This window comes from Methylobacterium sp. P1-11 (assembly GCF_008329595.1).
Classification (GTDB): Bacteria; Pseudomonadota; Alphaproteobacteria; order Rhizobiales; family Beijerinckiaceae; genus Methylobacterium.
In genome coordinates this window covers 224,421-244,941 of record NZ_NPKS01000005.1, presented here as the reverse complement: position 1 = coordinate 244,941, position 20,521 = coordinate 224,421, and the positions used below count along the sequence as shown (strand labels likewise).

The window sequence follows — 20,521 nt, the reverse complement described above, 5'->3', positions numbered from 1 at the left end:
TTCGCCGCGCGAACCGCACGCCGCGGGCGAGCCAGGCAGAACGCCGCAAAGGTTGCGCGCTCAAATCCATGTCGTCCGAGATCGAAGCGGATCTGTCCGAGAAGCGCCTCGTCCGCGAGGCCGGCGTTGCTGCGCGTGTCGCGCAGGCAATCGAGGGTCCGATCCAGGGCCTGGGCTTCCGGCTCGTCCGGGTGAAGATGTCCAACATCAACGGCTGCACCGTGCAGATCATGGCGGAGCGGCCGGACGGCACCTTCACCATCGACGATTGCGAAGCGGTGAGCCGTGCGATCTCGCCGATCCTCGATGTCGACGATCCGGTGGGGGGCGCCTACAACCTGGAAGTCTCCTCGCCGGGGATCGACCGGCCTCTGGTGCGGGTCTCGGATTTCGCCCGCTGGGTCGGCTACGAGGCCAAGGTCGAGCTGAGCCCGCCGCTCGACGGGCGCAAGCGCTTCCGCGGCATCCTCGGCGCGCCAGATCCGGCGGGCCTCACCGTGCCGATCGATCTGCCCGACGTGAAGGAAGGCCTGCCGAGCCGCATCGACCTGCCGCTCAAGGACCTCGCCGAGGCCCATCTCGTCCTCACCGACGAGCTGATCCGCGAGTCGCTCCGCCGCGGCGGTCCGGCCCCCGGTGACGAGGATGACGAGGCCGAGGACGAGGCGCCGGCCGAGGACGGTGCGGCGCCGCCTGCGCGAAGCCCGTTCCGGCCGCAGGGGCCGAAGAAGGCCAGCCCCGCGGCCAAGCCCAAGCATCCGGCCCGCGCCGGTCCCAGGAAGCCGGTCGTCACCAAGGCGTCCCGGCTCAAGGACCGCGACTCCCTGCACTGAGACCCCAGCGTCGGCCGTCCAGCGGCCGGCCCGAAGATTTGACGGAAGAGAAGGACCGAAACCGATGGCCGTCGTCAGCGCCAACAGGCTCGAACTCCTCCAGATCGCCGACGCGGTCGCCCGCGAGAAGGTGATCGACCGCTCCATCGTCATCGACGCGATGGAGGAGGCGATCGCCAAGGCGGCCCGCTCCCGCTACGGCGCCGAGACCGACGTTCACGCCGAGATCGACAACAAGACCGGCGCCCTGCGCCTGTCGCGACACCTCCTGGTCGTCGATCAGGTGGAGAACGACGCCCGCGAGATCACCCTGGATCAGGCCCGCCGCTACAATCCAGGCGCGCTGGTCGGCGACGTGATCTCCGACACCCTGCCGCCCTTCGATTTCGGCCGGGTGGCCGCCCAGTCGGCCAAGCAGGTCATCGTCCAGAAGGTGCGCGATGCCGAGCGCGCCCGCCAGTTCGACGAGTACAAGGACCGCATCGGCGAGATCCTCAACGGCATCGTCAAGCGGGTCGAGTACGGCAACGTCATCGTCGATCTCGGCCGCGGCGAGGGTATCGTGCGCCGGGACGAGATGATCCCGCGCGAGACCTTCCGGCCGGGCGACCGCATCCGCTCCTACCTGTTCGACGTGCGCTCGGAAGTGCGCGGCCCCCAGATCTTCCTGTCGCGCTCGCATCCCCAGTTCATGGCCAAGCTGTTCGGCCAGGAAGTGCCCGAGATCTACGACGGCATCGTCGAGGTGAAGGCGGTCGCCCGCGATCCGGGATCGCGCGCCAAGATCGCGGTGATCTCCCGCGACGGCAGCATCGACCCGGTCGGCGCCTGCGTCGGCATGCGCGGCTCGCGCGTGCAGGCCGTGGTCGGCGAGCTGCAGGGCGAGAAGATCGACATCATCCCGTGGTCCGAGGACGAGGCGACCTTCATCGTCAACGCCCTCCAGCCCGCAGAGGTGGTGAAGGTGGTGCTCGACGAGGAGGCCGACCGGATCGAGGTGGTGGTGCCGGACGATCAGCTGTCGCTGGCGATCGGCCGCCGCGGCCAGAACGTGCGCCTCGCCTCGCAGCTCACCGGCTGGGACATCGACATCCTCACCGAGGCCGAGGAATCGGAGCGTCGCCAGAAGGAGTTCGCGGAGCGGACCCAGGTGTTCATGGAGGCGCTCGACGTCGACGAGACCGTCGGCCAGCTGCTCGCCGCGGAAGGCTTCCGCAACGTCGAGGAGATCGCCTACGTCGACATCCAGGAGCTGTCCGGCATCCAGGGTCTCGACGAGGAGACCGGCACCGAGATCCAGGCCCGCGCGCAGGACCACCTCGCCCGGATCGAGCAGGCCCACGATGCCCGCCGCACGGAACTCGGCGTCGCCGACGAGCTGCGCGAGATCGAGGGTGTCACCACGCCCATGATGGTCGCGCTCGGCGAGAACGACGTGAAGAGTGTCGAGGATCTGGCGGGCTGCGCCACCGACGACCTCGTCGGCTACACGGAAGGCCGCGGTCCCGACGCCGTGCGCCATGCCGGCTACCTCGACGGGTTCGACCTGTCCCGCGCCGAGGCCGAGGCCCTGATCATGGCCGCCCGCCTCAAGGCCGGCTGGATCGAGGCCCTGCCGGAGCCGGAGGCCGAGGAGGGTGCCGAGGCGGCCGAGGGCGAAGAGACCGCCCCCGCGCAGGCCGAAGCCTGAGCGAGCGGCGGCGCGGAGGCGCGATGGTCGCGGTCGACACGACCCTGCCCGAGGACGGGCTGGATGCCGGGGGGCTCGATGCCGGCCCCGGCCGCCGCTTGCCCGAGCGGACCTGCATCGTCACGCGCGCCGCCCAGGCGCCGGAGGCGATGATCCGGTTCGTACGCGGGCCGGACGGCAGCGTCGTGCCCGACCTGCGCGCCAAGCTTCCGGGCCGCGGCGCCTGGGTGAGCGCCCGGCGCGAGGCGGTCGCCACCGCCGTGCGGAAAAACCTGTTCTCGCGGGCCTTCAAGGGGCCGACGCCGGCCGCCCCCGACCTGCCAGACCGGATCGTCGCGGCGCTCCGGGAGGACCTGCGGCAGGCGATCGCGATGGCCAACAAGGCGGGCTGCATCGTGGCGGGCTTCTCGAAGGTCGAGGCCGCTATCGGCGGACAGCCGGGCGCGATCGCGGTGATTCACGCCGCCGAGGCGAGCCCGGACGGCCGGCGGAAGATCGCCGCGGCCTTGTACCGGCGCCATGGCGAGGCCATGTCAAGGATCCCGATCATCGATGACCTGTCCGAAGACGAATTGGACATGGCCTTAGGTCGGGATCATGTGATACACGCTGCGCTCGTCGCAGGAGCCGGAGCCGCCGGCTGCCTGTCGCGTTGGCGTCGGCTACGCTCCTTCGAGGGCGCCGCCGCGGCGACCGGGGAGCCCGATCCAGCCCGAATCGGCGGGATCGACGAAGCCTCACGTTGACGACGCAGGACGGATTTGGCCGGCGCCACCGGGCGTCGGTTCACGGGACGATGGAAACCCTCAGGGTTCAGGCTGAATGAGCGATACGAACAACCCGGGCGACAAGACTCTGAATCGGACTTCCCCGAAGCCGCTTTCCCTCAAGCGGCCGATCGAGGCGGGCACCGTGCGTCAGAGCTTCTCCCATGGCCGCTCCAAGCAGGTCGTGGTCGAGACGGTGAAGCGCCGCGTCATCGGCGCGGCTCCGGCCGCCCCCACCCGTGAACCTGCGCCCGCGCCGCGTCCGGCACCGGCCGCGCCGCCGACCGCCGCTGCCCCGCGCCCCGCTCAGCGGCCGGCCTCGGGCGTGGTCCTGCGCACGTTGAGCGAGCAGGAGAGCGCCGCCCGCGCCGCTGCCCTCGCCGACGCGCAGCGCCGTGAGGCCGAAGCCCGCCGAAAGGCCGAGGCGGAAGCCGAGGCGCGCCGCCAGGAGGCTGAGGCTCAGGCCCGCCGCGAGCGCGAGGCCGCCGAGGCCCGCCGCCGCGAGGAGGAGGAGCGCAAGGCCGCAGCCGCTGCGGCCGCCGCGGAAGCGGCCGAGGCCGCCAAAGCTGCTGCCGCGGCTCCGGCGCCCGCGCCTGCCACTCCAGCTCCCGCCGCCGAGGCGCCGGCCGCTGCGCCGTCCAGCCCGGCTCCGGCTCCGGCGTCTGCCCAGCCCGCAGCCACGCCGGCTCGCCCGGCCGCTGCCCCGGCCCGTCCGGCCGCTCCGGCGCGTCAGACCGAGGCCGCGCGTCCGGCCGCAGCGCGTGCCGCGCCCGCCGCGGCTCCGGCCGCTCCGCGTCCGCCGCTGACGCCGCGCCCCTCCACGGGTGAGCCGCGCAAGACGATCACGGCTGATTCGCGCAAGCCGCGCGACCTCAACTTCATGGCCCGGCCCACCCCGGCGCCGGAGCCCGAGAAGAGCGCGACGCCGGCGACCGCCGCGCGTCCCGCCGGTGCGGGCGCGGCTGCGCGTCCCGCCGGTCGCGGTGCCCAGACCAACGACGACGAGTCCGAGACCAAGCGGGTCATCCGCCGTCCCGGCATGCCGCTCAAGATCATCACCCCGCCCAAGACGCCGAAATCGCCGGGGGGCGACCGCAACCGCGGCCGTCTGACCATCGCGACCGCGACGTCGGGCGAGGACGAGCGCACGCGCTCCGTCGCCTCGTTCCGCCGCCGCCAGCAGCGGATGAGCGGTCGGGGTCATGTCGAGCAGAAAGAGAAGCTGTCGCGCGAGGTGACCATCCCCGAGACGATCACCATCCAGGAACTCGCCAACCGCATGTCGGAGCGGGCCGTGGACGTGATCCGCATGCTGATGAAGCAGGGCCAGATCCACAAGATCACCGACGTGATCGATTCGGATACCGCCCAGCTCATCGCCGAGGAACTCGGCCACACGGTGCGGCGCGTCGCCGAGTCCGACGTCGAGGAAGGTCTGTCGTCCGACGAGCCGGATCTGGAGGAGGATCTCGATCCCCGTCCGCCGGTGGTCACCATCATGGGCCACGTCGATCACGGCAAGACGTCGCTGCTCGACGCGATCCGCAAGGCCAACGTGGTTGAGGGCGAGGCCGGCGGCATCACCCAGCACATCGGCGCCTATCAGGTCGCGGCTCCGTCCGGCGACATGATCACCTTCATCGACACCCCGGGCCACGCGGCGTTCACGTCGATGCGCGCCCGCGGCGCCAAGGTCACCGATATCGTGGTGATCGTGGTGGCGGCCGATGACGGCGTCATGCCCCAGACGATCGAGGCCATCCAGCACGCCAAGGCGGCGGGCGTCCCGATGATCATCGCGGTCAACAAGATCGACAAGCCGGATGCGAAGCCGGAGCGGGTCCGCACGGAACTGCTGCAGCACGACATCCAGGTCGAGTCGATGGGCGGTGAGACCCTCGAGTTCGAGGTCTCGGCCAAGACCGGCGCCGGTGTCCCGGAGCTTCTGGAGGGTATCCAGATTCAGGCCGAGATCATGAACCTGCGCGCTAACGAGAAGCGCGACGGTGAGGGCACGGTCATCGAGGCGCAGCTCGACCGCGGTCGCGGCCCCGTGGCCACGGTCCTGGTCCAGCGCGGCACCCTGTTCACCGGTGACATCGTCGTGGCGGGCGCCGAGTGGGGCCGCGTGCGCGCCCTGATCGACGACCTCGGCGAGAACGTCCAGTATGCCGGCCCCTCGGTGCCGGTGGAGGTGCTGGGCTTCAACGGTACGCCCGATGCCGGCGACCGCGTGACCGTGGTGCCGAGCGAGGCCCGCGCCCGCGAGGTCACCGAGTACCGCGCCCGCCAGAAGCGCGAGCGCCAGAACGCCCGGACCGGCGGTGCCAACCGCTCGCTGGTCGACATGATGCGCGACCTCAAGGAAGGCGCCGGCCGCAAGGAACTGCCGGTCGTCATCAAGGGCGACGTGCAGGGCTCGGTGGAGGCGATCTCGGGCGCGCTCGAGAAGCTCGGCAACGACGAGGTCGCGGCCCGCATCCTCCTGTCCGGCGTCGGCGGCATCACTGAGTCGGACATCACCCTGGCGCAGGCGTCGAAGGCGGTCGTGATCGGCTTCAACGTGCGCGCCCTCAAGGAGGCCCGCGAGGCCGCCGAGCGGGCCGGCATCGAGATCCGGTACTACAACATCATCTACGACCTCGTGGACGACATCAAAGCCACGCTGTCGGGGATGCTGCCGCCGACCCTGCGGGAGGATCGCCTCGGCGAGGCGACGATCCAGGAGGTCTTCGAGGTCTCGAAGGTCGGCAAGGTCGCGGGTTGCCGCGTCACCGACGGTATCGTGGAGCGCGGCGCCCATGTTCGCCTGATCCGCGACAGCGTCGTGATCCACGAGGGCAAGCTCAAGACGCTCAAGCGCTTCAAGGACGATGCGAAGGAAGTCACCTCCGGTCAGGAGTGCGGCATGGCCTTCGAGAACTTCGAGAACATGCGCGCGGGCGACGTGATCGAGTGCTATCGGGTCGAGGAGATCCGCCGCACCCTCTGACACGCCGGACTCTTCCGGACAGGGCGGCCGCGGCACCTGCCGCGGCCGTCTTTTCTTTTTCAGGACGTGAGCCGTCCGCTTCGGCGGAAAGGCCCGAGACAGAATGGCCCAGAAACCGACCTCCACCGGCCCCTCGCAGCGTCAGCAGCGCGTGGCCGAACTCGTGCGCCACGCGCTCGCCGAAGTGCTCCAGCGCGGCGACATCCAGGATCCGGTGCTCGGCACGCATGTCGTGACCGTGCCGGAGGTGCGGATGTCGCCGGACCTGAAGCTCGCCACCGCCTACGTGATGCCGCTCGGCGGCCTCGACGAGGCGCCGGTGATCGCCGCCCTGGAGCGCCACAGGAAGGTGCTGCGCCAGGAGGTGGCGCGGCGGGTGAACCTGAAATACGCGCCTGAGCTGCGGTTCCGGCGGGACGAGACCTTCGACGAGGCGGCGCGCATCGACAAGCTGCTGCGGGATGAGCGGGTCCAGCGCGACCTCGAGACCGGGCACGAGGACGACGAACCGGAGACCGGGACGGGGCATTGAGCCCCGATACCAAGCAGAAAGGGACGGGGCATCGACCCCGGGGACACGCGGACATGACGGTTTCCATGGAAGATTTTCCGCCGGCCGAGCACCAGGCTCCCATGCCGAGTGCTGAGCGCCGTGGTCCGGAGGGCCGCCGTCCCCAGCGCGGACCGCGTCCCGACCGCCCAAAGCGCCGGGACGTCTCGGGCTGGGTCATCCTCGACAAGCATGTTGGCATGACCTCGACCCATGCGGTCGCCGTGGTGAAGCGCGCTTTCAACGCCAAGAAGGCGGGCCATGCCGGCACTCTCGACCCGCTGGCCTCCGGCATCCTGCCGATCGCGCTCGGCGAGGCGACCAAGACCGTTCCGTTCGTGATGGATGGCCGCAAGGCCTACCGGTTCACCGTGCAGTGGGGGATCGAGACCGACACCGATGATGCCGAGGGGCGTCCCGTGGCGACCAGCGACGCCCGTCCCGACCGCGCCGCGGTCGAGGCGGCGCTACCGGTCTTCGTGGGGGCGATCGAACAGGTGCCACCGCGCTATTCGGCGATCAAGATCCAGGGCGAGCGCGCCTACGATCTCGCCCGCGAAGGCGAGACCGTGGAACTGGTTGCCCGGCCGGTGCAGATCGACCGGCTCGCGGTCGTCGAGCACGACGGCGAGCGCACCGTGATCGAGGCGGAGTGCGGCAAGGGCACCTATGTGCGGGCGCTCGCCCGCGACCTCGGCCGCATGCTCGGCTGCTACGGCCACGTGGCGGCCCTGCGCCGAACCCGTGTCGGGCCCTTCTCGGAGGCTGAAGCCTGCCCGGTCTCCGCCCTGACCGACGGAAGTCCCGAGGCGGCGCTCGCCTTTCTGCGTCCGGTCGAGACGGCCCTCGATGCCATTCCGGAGGTGGCCGTCTCCCGCGATCTGGGCGTGCGCCTGATGCGCGGGCAGCCTGTGATCCTGCGGGGCCGGGATGCTCCCGTCGCGGGCAAGGTCTTCGCGACCTGCGCTGGCATTCTCGTCGCCGTGGGCGACGTGGAGCGCGGCGAACTGATCCCGCACCGGGTATTCCACCTCGGCGGCACGGCGCCCGGCCGCAACTCCTGAGCTCCCGGCTCCGCATTGCCCGATGCGGCGCGTGCGGAGCCCCGGCCGGTCCAGGTCGGGTTGAGTCGTGATCGCGCAGGCGGAACGAACCTGAGCCGTGACGCTTTGGCTCCGGCGAACGGTCCGGGATGCTGATGCGCGAACTCGACTACGACGTGGCGGTGATCGGCGCCGGGACGGCCGGCATCGCCGCCCATCGCGCCGCTGCGGCCTCGGGGGCGCGGTCGGTGCTGATCGAGCGCGGGCCGGGCGGGACGACCTGCGCGCGGGTCGGCTGCATGCCGTCGAAGCTTCTGATCGCCGCCGGCACCGCCGCCCATACGGCACGCAGCACCGACCTGTTCGGCATCCGGGTCGCCGACGTCGCGGTCGACGGGCCCGCCGTGCTGCGCCGCCTCCGCGCGGAGCGCGACCGGTTCGTTGCCAGTGTGTTCGATGGACTCGGCGATCTGCCCGATCACGCGCGCCTCGACGGCACGGCGCGGTTCGAGAGCGACCGCACTCTGCTGATCGGCGATGCGATCCGGATCCGGTTCCGGGCGGCCGTCATCGCCACCGGTTCGAGGCCGATCGTACCGGAACCCCTGCGGGGGCTCGGCGCGCGCGTCCTGACCACCGACACCCTCTTCGAGATTCCCGATCTTCCGGATTCGCTGGCTGTCCTCGGGGCCGGGGCGGTCGGGATCGAGATCGCCCAGGCGATGGCACGGCTCGGCGTCGCCGTCACGGTCATCGATACCGGCGAGGCCGTCGCCGGCTTGAGCGAGCCGGGGCTCGTCCAGCAGGCCGCCGAAATCTTCGGCTCGGAGCTGAATCTTCATCGGGGCGCCGAGGTTCGGGCCGCCGCTCCGGACGGCGACGGCGTGTGTCTCCACTGGACCGACCGTGACGGGCGCGAACAGGTCACGCGGGCGTCGCGGGTGCTGGCCGCCATCGGACGGGCACCGAACCTGCAGCCCCTCGGGCTGGAGGCGGTCGGCCTTCGCCACGGCGCGGACGGCCTGCCGGATTTCGACCGGCGCAGCCTCGTCTGCGCGGGTGCGCCGATCCTGATCGCGGGCGATGCCGATGGCTGGCGGCCGGTGCTGCACGAGGCCAGCCGCCAGGGGCGGATCGCCGGCGCCAACGCGGCCGCTCTGGCTGCGGGCCGCGCGCCCGCGGCGCCGGCGCCGTGGACGAGCCTCGCAATGGTCTTTACCCATCCCCAGGCGGCCGTGATCGGCGCACCGTACGATCCGGAGGACGACGGACGCGTCATCGGCTCCATGGATTTCTCGGATCAGGGGCGTGCCCGCGTCGAGGGGCTGAACCGCGGCGGCATTCGGATCTGGGCCGATCGGTCCGGGCAGCTGCTCGGCGGCGAAATGCTCGGTCCTGCCGTGGAGCACCTCGCACATCTGCTTGCTTACGCGGTCACCGACAAGCAGACGGCCCAATCCGTGCATGATCGGCCGGTATATCATCCTACGGTTGAAGAAGGGCTTTTCAGTATTATGTCTACGATCATACGGAAGATCTGAGATGTTGATCTTGCCGACGTCACACGCATTGCGCCCGACCGCTCCCGTCGCCATACCCGTCTGAATGCGCCGGTTTCGTTCTTGATGCCGCCCAGCCAAGCCCCCCATACGGACGTCGATCTCGACGACATCGCACCGGACGCGCTCGATCGCCTCGACCGGGGCGTCATCGCGCTCGATGCGGCCGGCACCGTCGTGGCCTTCAGCGAGGGCGCGAGCACGATCTCCGGCCTGTCGCGCGAGGCCGTGCTCGGACGCGACTATTTCCGGGACGTGATGCCGGGCACCAACGTGCCGAGCTTCCGGGGCCGGTTCCTGGCGGGCGCGCGACGCGGCGCCCTGGACGAGACCTTTGATTACGTGTTCGGCCGGCTGCCGCAGCCGTTGCGTGCCCGGATCCACATGCGTCACGGACGGATCGCCGGCACGGGTCCGGTGACATGGCTGACCATCGATCCGGTCGAGAGCCTCGGGGCCGACCGGTCGCGCGAGGCCGTGGTGGCGGCAATTGGTCGGCGGGTGCGGGCCGAGCCGGTCGATGCCAGCCTCTGCGAGCGGGAGCCGATCCATATCCCGGGCTCGATCCAGCCCAACGCCGTGATGCTCGCAGCCGACGCCGGGACTCTTCTGGTGGTCGCCTACTCGGCCAATGTCGGAGAGATCATCGATCCGATCGAGCCGCCGCTCGCGGGCCGGCCCCTGGCGGACGTGCTCCCGGCGGATTTCGTCGCGGCGCTCCGCGCGCGGCTGGCAAGCGGGACTTTCCAGGACGGCACGGCGGTGCGCCGGACCGTGACGGTCCCCGACCGGGGCGCATACCACGCGATCGCCCATGTCCATGCGGGCCGGCTCATCGTCGAGATGGAGCTGGAGCCGGGTTCGGTTGAAGATTTCGCCACCGCCAGCCAAATCGATACCGAACTGGCTGTCGGCCGCCTGCGCGGGGCCGGAACGCTTGCGGAGGCAGCCCGGATCGCCGCCCTAGAGATCCGGTCTCTCACCGGGTTCGAGGCGGTCCTGGTCTACCGCTTCGACACGGACTGGAACGGCGAGGCCGTGGCTGAGGACAAGGCGCCCGATTGGTCGCGCAGCCTGCTGGGTCTCCACTTCCCTGCTTCCGACATCCCGGCCCAAGCCCGCGCCCTCTACACCAAGGCCAAGAGCCGCTTCGTCATCGACCGTGACAGCGTCCCGGTCGGGCTGGTCTCGGCGCCCGGCTCTGGAAACGGCCCGATCGATCTGACCTTCGCCCAGCACCGCACGCTTTCGCCGATTCACCTGGAGTACCAGCGCAACCTCGGCGTGAACGGCTCCATGTCGATCTCGATCATGGTCGAGAGCCGGCTCTGGGGCCTGATGATCGGTCATCATCGCCGTCCGCACTACGTCACGCCGGAGACCCGCGCGGCCGCCACCGTGCTGACCGATGCCTTCGCCATGCGGGTGCAGGAGATCGAATCGCGCCGGCTCTGGGCCGAGCGGCAGGCGCATCTCGACGTCGAGGGGCGCCTCGTGCGCGGCCTCACTCGTTCCGACGACTTCGTGGCCGCCCTGACCGGCGGGACGACGACGCTGCTCGACCTGTTCAGCGCCACGGGCGCCGGCATCGTCTCCAGCGACCGGGTCACGCTGATCGGTCGGACGCCGCCGGCCGACATGGTGGCGGCGATCGCCACCTGGCTGCGGGCGCGCGTGCCGGCGGGCGAGGTCGGCTACAATAGCGACAGCGTCACGGTGGATTATCCCGAGGCTGGCCCGCATCGGGAGATCGCCAGCGGCCTGCTCGCCGTCTTCGTCGACGCCTCGCGCGAGAACCTGCTGCTCTGGTTCCGGCCGGAAGTGTCCAGCACGGTCACCTGGGGTGGCGACCCGCGCAAGCCCGTGCTCGCCGGCAGCGGTCCCGTGGCCGTGCTGCCCCGCCGCTCCTTCGAGCGCTGGGTCGAGGAGCGCACCGGCTTCGCCGCTCCTTTCGCGGAATGGCAGATCCAGCTCGCCGGCTCCCTCGCGGAGGCGGTCGAGGGTGTCGTGCTGCGCCAGCGGCGCAAGATCGACGAGCTGACCGGCCTGCTCGCCGAGAAGGAGCGCCTGCTCGAGCAGAAGGACCTGCTCACCCGGGAGATCGACCACCGGGTCAAGAATTCCCTGCAGATCGTCTCGGCCTTCCTGCAGATGCAGCGGCGCCAGATCGCCGACGGCGAGGCCCGGCAGGCCTTCGCCGACACCTCCGCCCGGGTGATGAGTGTCGCGCGGGTGCATGACAGCCTGTACCAGGCGGAACGGTTCGACGAGGTCGATCTCGGCCAGACCATCGAGAACCTGTGCAGCGACCTCGCGGGGCTCGCCGGCGACGGCCACGCCGTCGATCTCTCGGCGGAGCCCGGCCTGATGGTGCCCTACCGCAAGGCGGTGGCGCTCTCGCTGATCGCCACGGAACTCGTCACCAACGCCTTCAAGTACGCGGCCACGCCCGAGGGCATCGGCCGGGTCGAGGTGAGCGTCTCGGCCTCCGGTCCCGGCGAGGTCCAGCTCCGCGTCTGCGACGACGGCGCCGGCCTGCCGGACGACTGGGCCGACGCGAAGGCCCGCAGCAAGGGCTCCGGCCTGGGGATGAAGCTCATCCGGGCGATGCTCGACCAGATCAACGCCACGCTGACCGTCGCCAACACTCCCGGCGCCTGCTTCACGATCACCGCGTGATGTCCCGCGACGGCCTGCATGCACGGCTGCGCGCCGCGACCGATCCGGCCCATCGGGCTCTGGAGGCGTCCCTCGACTGGCAGGCGCGGGTGGCGACGCTGGACGGCTATCGCGACCTGCTGGGGCGTCTCTACGGGTTCCACGCGGTGTGGGAATCCGCCATCGCGGTCGGGCTCGCCGACGAATCATTCCTGGCACCGCGCCGCCGCCTCGCGCTGGTCGCGGGCGACCTCGACCATCTCGGCCTTCCGCCCTCCGCGATCACGGCACTTCCGAAGCCGGCCGCCCCGATGCTCGACGGGCCGGCTGCCGCCACGGGCGCACTCTACGTGCTGGAAGGATCGACGCTCGGCGGCCAGCTGATCGGCCGGCACATCGCCGGGCTGCATGGCATCTCGAGCGCGGGTCTCTCCTATTACCGCGCGCACGGACCCGCCGCGGGGGTAATGTGGGCTGCCTTCCGGAAACGCCTGGAAATCTTCGGCGACGATCCGGTCGCGGAGGCCGCTCTCACCGGCGCGGCCGTGTCGACCTTCTCGGCGATGCGCGCGTGGCTCTGTGACGGTCCAGGGACGCCGGCCGCGACCTGACCGGCTCAGGTTCGGCCGCCAGTGCGCATCACGGTGCGGATGCGGTCGCAATGCGCGTGTTCCGGTATGCCGAAAATGCATGGGCGCGGGACAGCACGGCATTTGACGGCCTCGGCCCGGACGGTTGTCAATGGCGCCCGCCCCCTGACCCAGAGGCCCGCCCCTCGATGCTCGCCTTCGCGCTTTCCGCCCTGCTCGCCGTTCTGGCGGGCGCCGGCCTGGTCCTGCAGCAGATCCTGAACGCGAATCTCCGCGCAGGCCTCGATTCCGCGTCCTGGGCCGGCGTCTCCAGCTACGCGGTCGGCCTCGCCTGCATGGCGCTCCTCGCCGCCGCCCTGCGCGATCCGGTGCCGACGGCGGGCGTGGCGGAGCGGATCCCGTGGTGGACCTGGAGCGGTGGCCTGTTCGGCGCGGTGTTCATCGGCCTTGCGATCCTGCTCGTCCCGAAGCTCGGCGCCGCGACCTTCTTCGCCCTCTTGGTCACGGGCCAGATGCTCGCCTCGGTGGTGTTCGATCAGGTGGGCCTGCTCGGCCTCACGCAGCGGCCCATCGATCTGCCGCGCCTCCTCGGGATCGCACTCCTGATCGGCGGCGTGGTGCTGATCCGCCGCTAGAGCCGAATCACGGCGTCTCCGCCAGCAAGCCCTCGACGAAGGGGGCGAGGCCGGTGCGGCGCGCGCGGCGGAGGCGCTCGGCCGCCAGGATCCCCTGGAGCGCCCGGAAGGCGTTCTGAAGATCCTCGTTGACGATGACGTAATCGTATTCGACCCAGCGCTGGATCTCGGTCCGGGCGTTGGCGAGACGCTTCTCGATCGTCTCGGCGGAATCCTCCGCCCGGCGCTCCAGCCGCTGGCGCAGCTCGGCCATGCTGGGCGGCAGGATGAAGACCGTCACCACGTCCTGGGCGAGCTTGGAGCGCACCTGCCGGGTGCCCTGGTAGTCGATGTCGAAGATCATGTCCCGGCCGGAGCCGAGCACCTTCTCCACCGGCCGCCGGGGCGTGCCGTAGAAATTGCCGTGGACCTCCGCCCATTCGAGCAGGTCGTCGCGGTTACGCAGATCGTCGAAGGCCTCGCGATCGATGAAGTGGTAGTGCCGCCCGTCGATCTCGGAGGGGCGTCGCCCTCGCGTGGTCACCGAGATCGACAGGTCGAGTGCCCAGCTCGGATCCTGCGCGATCGCCCGCGTCAGGGTGGTCTTCCCCGCCCCGGAGGGCGAGGAGAGGATCAGGATCAACCCGCGCCGCGCGATCGAGTCGGAGACGCTCCCGGCCGGCTCGGTCATGCGCGTGGCTCCCCGACATTTCGCATCCGTATCCTCACGTCCTGATCCGGCATCACTCGATGTTCTGGACCTGCTCGCGGAACTGCTCGACCACGGCCTTCAGGTCGAGTCCGATCCGCGACAGGCTGATGTCGTTGGCCTTGGCGCACAAGGTGTTGGCCTCGCGGCCGAATTCCTGGGCCAGGAAGTCCAGGCGCCGGCCGATTGCGCCGCCGGCCGCCAGCAACTCGCGGGCACTCGCCACGTGGGCGCGGAGCCGGTCCAGCTCCTCGCGCACATCCGCCTTGCCGGCGAGCAGCATCGCCTCCTGGTGCAGGCGGTCCGGGTCGAGGCCGCTGCCGCCGAGCGCCGCGACGGCCGCCTCCAGGCGCGCCCGCACGGCCTCGGGCCGACGCGCGGGGTTCGCCTCCGCGGCCTCGGTCAGCGCGGCGATCCGGTCGACCTGCGCGGCGACGACCTCTTCGAGCTGGCGCCCCTCGGCGCGGCGGGCCTCGACGAGATCCGCGACCAGCCGGACCACGCCCGCGGCCAGATCCCGGGCGAGGATGTCGGTCTCCGCGGCCTCGTCCTCGACCTCGATCACGCCGCGCACGCCCAGCAGCCCGTCCAGCGTGGCGGGGGCGACGCCTTCGGGGACCGGAACCCGGGCGACCGCCTGGGCAAGGCTCGCCAGGAGGGCCTCGTTGATCCGCACCCGCGCGGTCGTCTCCGGCTTGGTGAGCGTCAGGGTCAACTGGCACTGGCCGCGGGCCAGGGTCTTCTGCAGGGCGGTGCGTGCGGTCTCGCCGAGCCCGTCATAGCCGGCCGGCACCCGGATGCGCACGTCGAGGCCGCGCCCGTTGACGCTGCGGACCTCCCAGGCCCAGTGCACCGGTCCGGCACTGCCCGCCGTCCGGGCGAAACCGGTCATGCTCGCGATCTGGGCCATGCCGACCCCCGTCCCCCTGAAGATCGGGGCCTGTAGCACGGATCTCTCGACTGGGAAGAGGCCGCTTGTCGCCGATCTCGACGCCGCTGGGGCTAAGCGGGTTCGGCCGCTGCTCGAGGTTCTGCTGTGTGGACTGGGACTGCAGATCGCCGCGACCCTGCCGGGCGGAGCGCCGGACAAGCGCCCACGGAACCCGAAGGCGCATCGTGTCCATCCCGAGGGCGCGCCGAAAGCGTCAGGGTGGCGTCGCCGCTCCGGGGCCGAATCTCAGCGGCGGCCCCGTGGCGCCGGTGCCGGTTCGCTCAGGCTCGGCACTGTCTTGGGCGAACCGAGATCGTAGCTGCGGTTCTTCAGCGGGTCGAGGCGCGTGCCCTCGGAGGCATCGAAGGCGCGCGAACCCGGCGTGCCGTTATCCAGGGCGAAGGCCGCGTTGGTGTTGATTCCGTTGCCCGCGGGCGCGCCGGCCGGCGCGTAGGCCGAGGCACGGCCCGGCGTGGCCGGATCCGGCCCCGGCTCCACCTTGTCGACGGCGTCCGGCGGCGCCTGCCGGCTCTTCTCCACCGCCCGCCAGCGGGCCACGTTGCGCTGGTGCGCCTCGAGCGAGTCGGCGAAGGCGTGGCCGCCGGTACCGTCCGCCACGAAGTAGAGATCCCTGGTCCGGGAGGGGTTGGCCACCGCCTCCAGGGCGGCCCGGCCGGGATTGGCGATCGGGCCCGGCGGCAGGCCCTCGATGACGTAGGTGTTGTAGGGCGTCGGCCGGTCGATCTCGGAGCGCAGGATGCCACGTCCGAGGGTGCCGCGCCCGCCCACAAGCCCGTAGACGATCGTCGGATCGGATTGCAGCTTCATCCGCTTGTTGAGGCGGTTGATGAAGACGCCGGCGACCCGGGGGCGCTCGTCGGCGCGGCCGGTTTCCTTCTCCACGATGGAGGCGAGGGTCACCATCTCGGCCGGAGTCCGCACCGGCACCTCGGCGCTGCGGCGCAGCCAGATCTGGTTCAGAACCTCGCGCTGCTTGGCTTTCATCAGGTTGACGATCTGCTGCCGAGTCGCGCCGCGCTCGAACTTGTAGGTGTCGGGCAGGAGCGAACCCTCCGGCGGGATCTCGTTGATCTCGCCGGTGAGGACGTCGTTCTCGTTGAGGCGGTTGACGATCTGCTCGGAGGTCAGGCCCTCCGGGAAGGTGACGGCGTGCTGGACCTGCCGGCCGGTGGCGATCGTGTCGAGAGCGTCGGAGATGCTCGCATGCGCCTTGAACACGTACTCGCCCGCCCGGAGCGCCGGCCGGCCGCCGAACCGGGCGGCGAACTCGAACAGGCCGGTATGATCGATCACCCCCTCGCGCTTCAGGGTCTCGGCGATCTCGGACGTTCCGCTATGGGTCGGGATCACCACGACCTTGTCGGCCGCCAGGGGGCCCGGCTCGCGTACCTGCCGCTGGAACAGCGTGATCCCGATCATCGCCGCGATGGCGATGACGACCGCGAAGGTCAGCGCCCCGCTGATGAGGCCCACGAAGCCGCTTCGCTCGCGCCCGGGCTTTTCCGGGGGCGGCGGCGCGATGGTCGGCTTGATCGCCTCACCCGGCGAGCGCGGCGAGAGCCGCTGCGGCAGGGCGGGCTCGTCCGTCGGATCCTGCGCGAGAATCTCGGGCGCGGGCGTCTTTGAGCGGCGGAAGAACATCGGGATCCTGTCTGGGCCCGTGCGACCCGTCTCGCGCTGTGGGCCGGGATCGGCTGCCCGCAACCGGATGCGCACGTCGAGCGCTGCGACCCTAGCCGGGTTTGTGGCGAAAATGCCGTTTTGCGGCGCGATAGGGCGCGGATCGGTGCCGTCAGCCGGGTGGCTGACAGGCGGCGCAGAAGAAGGTCGAGCGGTTGGCCTGCACGATGCGGGTGATCGCACCGGCGCAGCCCGGCCGGCTGCAGGGCAGGCCGACCCGGTCGTAGACCCGGAAGGCGTGCTGGAAGGCGCCCGCACTGCCGTCGGTCTGGGCGTAGTCGCGCAGGGTCGAGCCACCGGCCTTCACGGCTTCCTCGAGAACCGTCACGATCGCCTTTGCCAGGGCATTGGCCTTGGGCGTCGGGCGTCCGTCCTGTCTGGCGAGGCTTCCGGCGGGCGTTTCCGGATGCAGGCGCGCCCGGTGCAGCGCCTCGCAGACGTAGATGTTGCCGAGGCCCGCGATCAGGCGCTGATCGAGGAGGGCAGCCTTCAGCGGCGCGATCCTATGCCGGAAGAGCTGCGCGATCACCGCTCCGGTGAGCCCGTCGAGGGGCTCGATGCCCATCCGGGCGAAGTGGCGGCAGGCGGCGAGATCGGCGCTCGGGACGAGATCCATGAAACCGAAGCGGCGGGCGTCGTTGTAGGTCACCGTGGCGCCGGTGCTCATCGCCATGACCACATGGTCGTGCGTGGGCGTGCCCTGGGCCCCTTCCAGGTAGAAGTCCCCCGGTGACAGATTGCTGCCGTCGGGCAAAGCCACGTCGAACCGGCCGCTCATGCCGAGATGCATGACCAGCGTCTCGCCCGAATCGAGCGCGGCGGTGAGGTATTTCGCCCGGCGCGCGAGGCTCGTGACGGTCCGTCCCTCCAGCCGGGCGGCGAAGCGCTCCGGGAACGGGAAGCGCAGGTTGGCCCGGCGCAGGGTGACGCGGGTGAAGCGGGCTCCCACCAGTGCGGGCGCCAATCCCCGCCGCACCGTCTCGACCTCTGGAAGCTCCGGCATCTCTCTCGCGGCTTTGCGTGCGGGCGCCTCGTGCGCCGAAACCGGATATCGGCGGGATCGAGCCGGGCCGCAACCGCGCGGGTCCGGCGCGGTTTGCCGCGCAGGCCGCGTGGGTCGTTGAACAGCGCCGCGCGCGTGGGCCCGGCGGCCTACCGGCGGCGCAGGCGGACGTAGAGGGCGCCGCCGCCGCCATGGTGGCGGGCGGCCTCCTCGAAGCCGAGGACGATCCCGCGCAATTCCGGTCCGCGCAGCCAGTGCGGCACGCTGCGGCGGAGCACCCCACGCTCGGCGAAGGCCTCGGCGTAGCCCGCGCCGCCCTTGCCGGTGACGACCAGCACGTAGGCATGCCCGGCGGCCCGTGCCCGGAGCAGGAAGCCCGTCAGCGCGGCGTGCGCCTCCGCCTGCACCATGCCGTGCAGGTCGATCCGCGCCTCGATCGCCAGCCGCCCGCGCCGCAGGCCGACCTTGGCCGACCGCTCCAGACCGGTGCCCGGTATATGGCGCTGCGGCGGCGGCTGGTACGGCGCGGATGTGGCCGGACGCGGCGGATCCGGCGCCGGCTTCGGCGGATGCTTCGCCCGCGGTGTCTTGGCGGCCGGCGGCGCGCTGGGCTTCAGGATCGGCGCCGACAGGGCCGGCATGGTGGCATTCGGCGCCGCCGGCGGGGTGCCGGTTCCGGGTTTCGCGGATGCCCGATCCGGCAGCGGCGTCACCAGCTTGGCGATCGCGTCCCAGAGCCGGGCTTCTCCCGCGGTCAGGCGGCGCCCGCGGCGCGGGGGCCTCACGGTGCGGCTCCGGGGGCGCCGCCGCGGCGCGGCAGGAGGACGACGAAGCCGATGGGATCGCGGAGGTTTCCGGCGACGGCGCCGGCCTCGGGACCGGTGCCGACGAAGAGGTCGCCGCGGGCCGGGCCGACGATCGCCGATCCGGTATCGGCGGCGATGACGAGGCGCCCGGCCTCCCCCGTGGCTCCGGCCCGCGCCGCGGCGGGGAGGGGGCCCGCGAGCCAGAACGGCAGACCGTAGCGCCAGAGGGTCGAATCCACCGCCAGGCTGAATCCCGGGCTGAGCGGCGCGTTCGCGGCGCCCGGCGGCCCGAGGGCCGGATCGTCCACCGGGGCGAGACGGAAGAAGATGTAGGAGGCGTTGGTGCGGATCAGGCGCTTGGCGATCTCGGGATGCGCCCGCAGCCAGCCGGTCCAGCGGGTGAGCGTCAGGCCTTCCAGGGGCAGGTGCCCCTCCTGAACGATCAGCTTGGCCACCGCTGTGTAGGGGCGGCCGTTGCGCCCGTCATAGAGAACACGCACCGCGCGCCCGTCCGGCAGCCGGACGCGCCCGGACCCCTGGACCTGCAGGACCAGCAGGTCGACCGCGTCGCGCAGCCACAGGAGCGGTTTCGCGCGCGCCCCGAGAGCCCCGTCCTCGATCGCGGCGCGGTCGGGATAGGGGGCGAAGCCCTCCCCGGTGGCGCGGGCGGCGCGCAGGGTCGGGTCGAGCCCCGGACGGGTCTCGCCGGGGCCGAGGGAGATCAGGTCGTCGGGACGGGCGAGCACCGGCGTCGGAAAATCAGGCCCGGGCTCGAGGGAGCCGGTCAGCTCCGGCTCGAAATAGCCGGTCAGGAAGCCCGGCCGATCCGCGCCGGGCCGCGCGATGCGGAAGGCGTCAAACCGATCGCGGAAGAAGGCAGCCGCGTCCGGCACGGGGCCGGCGGCGGCCGCACAGGTTTCGGCGAGGGCGACGGGATCGCCCGCGACGCCGTGGGGCTGGGGCAGGGCGGGCGGCGGTGCCGCGCAGACCCGGCGGAAGGCGTCGAGGGCGGCTGCGGCCTCCGCGCCGGGAAAGCCCGGCAACTCCGCCGGAGCGATCGGTATCAGGTTCGCGCCGCCGACCGCCGCCGGCGCGGCAGAGGCGGGATCGCTCAGGAGGAACGCGAGGAGGGCGGCCCGGACTGTTCCGGACCGGGCGCGGGGGATCGGCACGGCAACTGTGTCACGGCACGCAGGTCACGGGCTCAGGCGCCGGCCTCGGTGGCCACGAGCTGCCAGTTCGGGTCCCGCGAGCCGAGGGCGCGGGAGAAGGTCCAGACATCCGGCACCTCGACCACCGTCTCGGCGCTGCCATCCACCACCTTGCCCTCCGCGTTGCGGGTGGCCGTGATGAGGTTCGACAGGAAGCGCACCGTGACATGCGCCACGCGGTTGCGCACCTCGACGGCCACGATCTCAGCCTTGTCGATCGACACGAAGGTGGTCTCCAGCGTCTGACGGTTGCGCTCGCGCTCCGCGATCGCCCGTTCGAACGCCTCGCCGACCTCCTTGGACAGGAGTCCGCGCAGGGTCTTCCGGTCGCCCTTCGCGAAGGCGATCATGATGGCCTCGTAGGCGGATTTCGCACCCTCGATGAACGCACGCGGATCGAAGCTGGGCTCGGCCTGGATGCAGGCCTCGAGGCCGCGGGCCACCTCGGAACCCGGCTCGGCGATCCCCCGCCAGTCTCGCGGCGCGGCAGCGGGTGGCGGCGCGGCCTGGACCCGGTCGGCACCCGGCAGGCGCACCACGTTGTCACCGTCGGAGCGGGCCTGCGGCTCGGTGCGGCTGCGGTCGACCGGCTTGAACGGCGAGCGCTCGGCGCCGGTCTTCTGACCGAGCACCGAGCGCAGACGCCAGATCACGAAGACGGCCAGCGCGAGGAAGATGATCGTCGTAACGTCGAAACTGTCCTGCATCACCGATCCGATGGTGGCCGCGGCGAGACCCTTGCCCCTTGCTCAGGTCATGCGCGGTGCGGCGCCGGCTAAGCGCGCATAGGTCTGGCCGACTCATATCCGACCAACGCGTCGGGAGCGAGCCGGTTGTGGTGCCCGGTCAACCGATCCCGCGCGT

At 71.4% G+C, this 20,521-nt stretch carries 17 protein-coding genes; 10 read left to right on the top strand and 7 right to left on the bottom strand.

Annotated elements, in window-relative coordinates; translation table 11 throughout:
• Window positions 1-68 precede the first annotated feature (68 nt).
• The 10 genes from rimP to CIW48_RS07665 all read left to right on the top strand — a co-directional run bounded on the left by rimP (window position 69) and on the right by CIW48_RS07665 (window position 13,317).
• A complete protein-coding gene (rimP, locus tag CIW48_RS07710) occupies window positions 69-833 on the top strand; it encodes a ribosome maturation factor RimP (protein WP_149310279.1) in 765 nt (254 codons plus the stop codon).
• Between the two features lie 64 nt (window positions 834-897).
• Window positions 898-2,523, top strand: coding sequence for a transcription termination factor NusA (gene nusA, locus CIW48_RS07705; RefSeq protein WP_149310278.1), 1,626 nt, complete (start codon window positions 898-900; stop codon window positions 2,521-2,523).
• 23 nt (window positions 2,524-2,546) lie between these two features.
• Entirely contained in the window at window positions 2,547-3,269 is a 723-nt protein-coding gene (locus tag CIW48_RS07700) for an RNA-binding protein (RefSeq protein ID WP_149310277.1), read from the top strand.
• A gap of 76 nt (window positions 3,270-3,345) precedes the next feature.
• On the top strand, window positions 3,346-6,282 hold the full coding sequence (infB, locus tag CIW48_RS07695) for a translation initiation factor IF-2 (RefSeq protein ID WP_149310276.1): 2,937 nt from the start codon (window positions 3,346-3,348) through the stop codon (window positions 6,280-6,282).
• 103 nt (window positions 6,283-6,385) lie between these two features.
• Window positions 6,386-6,814 carry a 30S ribosome-binding factor RbfA gene (gene rbfA / locus CIW48_RS07690; RefSeq protein ID WP_091778180.1) on the top strand — a complete coding sequence of 143 codons (429 nt, stop codon included), beginning with the start codon at window positions 6,386-6,388 and terminating at the stop codon, window positions 6,812-6,814.
• Between the two features lie 101 nt (window positions 6,815-6,915).
• On the top strand, window positions 6,916-7,896 hold the full coding sequence (gene truB, locus CIW48_RS07685; protein WP_246695164.1) for a tRNA pseudouridine(55) synthase TruB: 981 nt from the start codon (window positions 6,916-6,918) through the stop codon (window positions 7,894-7,896).
• Window positions 7,897-8,030: 134 nt separating this feature from the next.
• Window positions 8,031-9,416: a dihydrolipoyl dehydrogenase gene (locus CIW48_RS07680; RefSeq protein ID WP_149310274.1), complete on the top strand. Its 1,386-nt coding sequence runs from the start codon at window positions 8,031-8,033 to the stop codon at window positions 9,414-9,416.
• An 84-nt stretch (window positions 9,417-9,500) separates the two neighbouring features.
• Window positions 9,501-12,113 (top strand): histidine kinase dimerization/phosphoacceptor domain -containing protein, encoded by a 2,613-nt coding sequence (locus tag CIW48_RS07675; protein ID WP_149310273.1) that lies wholly within the window; start codon window positions 9,501-9,503, stop codon window positions 12,111-12,113.
• Window positions 12,113-12,703, top strand: coding sequence for a biliverdin-producing heme oxygenase (locus CIW48_RS07670; protein ID WP_173009210.1), 591 nt, complete (start codon window positions 12,113-12,115; stop codon window positions 12,701-12,703). Before CIW48_RS07675 ends, CIW48_RS07670 begins: the two co-directional genes overlap by 1 nt.
• 167 nt (window positions 12,704-12,870) lie before the next feature.
• A complete protein-coding gene (locus tag CIW48_RS07665; RefSeq protein ID WP_149310271.1) occupies window positions 12,871-13,317 on the top strand; it encodes a DMT family transporter in 447 nt (148 codons plus the stop codon).
• Window positions 13,318-13,324: 7 nt separating this feature from the next.
• Here CIW48_RS07665 and gmk read toward each other — a convergent pair whose 3' ends face one another.
• The 7 genes from gmk to CIW48_RS07625 all read right to left on the bottom strand — a co-directional run bounded on the left by gmk (window position 13,325) and on the right by CIW48_RS07625 (window position 20,364).
• Window positions 13,325-13,987 (bottom strand): guanylate kinase, encoded by a 663-nt coding sequence (gene gmk, locus CIW48_RS07660; protein WP_149310270.1) that lies wholly within the window; start codon window positions 13,985-13,987, stop codon window positions 13,325-13,327.
• A 52-nt stretch (window positions 13,988-14,039) separates the two neighbouring features.
• Window positions 14,040-14,915 (bottom strand): YicC/YloC family endoribonuclease, encoded by an 876-nt coding sequence (locus CIW48_RS07655; RefSeq protein WP_149310269.1) that lies wholly within the window; start codon window positions 14,913-14,915, stop codon window positions 14,040-14,042.
• Between the two features lie 267 nt (window positions 14,916-15,182).
• Window positions 15,183-16,598, bottom strand: a complete 1,416-nt coding sequence (mltG, locus tag CIW48_RS07645) for an endolytic transglycosylase MltG (RefSeq protein ID WP_149310268.1) — start codon at window positions 16,596-16,598, stop codon at window positions 15,183-15,185.
• A 151-nt stretch (window positions 16,599-16,749) separates the two neighbouring features.
• Window positions 16,750-17,640 carry a bifunctional DNA-formamidopyrimidine glycosylase/DNA-(apurinic or apyrimidinic site) lyase gene (gene mutM / locus CIW48_RS07640; RefSeq protein WP_149310267.1) on the bottom strand — a complete coding sequence of 297 codons (891 nt, stop codon included), beginning with the start codon at window positions 17,638-17,640 and terminating at the stop codon, window positions 16,750-16,752.
• A 149-nt stretch (window positions 17,641-17,789) separates the two neighbouring features.
• On the bottom strand, window positions 17,790-18,425 hold the full coding sequence (locus CIW48_RS07635) for a Smr/MutS family protein (protein ID WP_149310266.1): 636 nt from the start codon (window positions 18,423-18,425) through the stop codon (window positions 17,790-17,792).
• Window positions 18,422-19,618 carry an MltA domain-containing protein gene (locus tag CIW48_RS07630; RefSeq protein ID WP_149310265.1) on the bottom strand — a complete coding sequence of 399 codons (1,197 nt, stop codon included), beginning with the start codon at window positions 19,616-19,618 and terminating at the stop codon, window positions 18,422-18,424. The genes CIW48_RS07635 and CIW48_RS07630 overlap by 4 nt, the downstream gene beginning before the upstream one ends.
• A 32-nt stretch (window positions 19,619-19,650) precedes the next feature.
• Window positions 19,651-20,364, bottom strand: coding sequence for a Tim44/TimA family putative adaptor protein (locus CIW48_RS07625; protein ID WP_149310264.1), 714 nt, complete (start codon window positions 20,362-20,364; stop codon window positions 19,651-19,653).
• Window positions 20,365-20,521 lie beyond the last annotated feature (157 nt).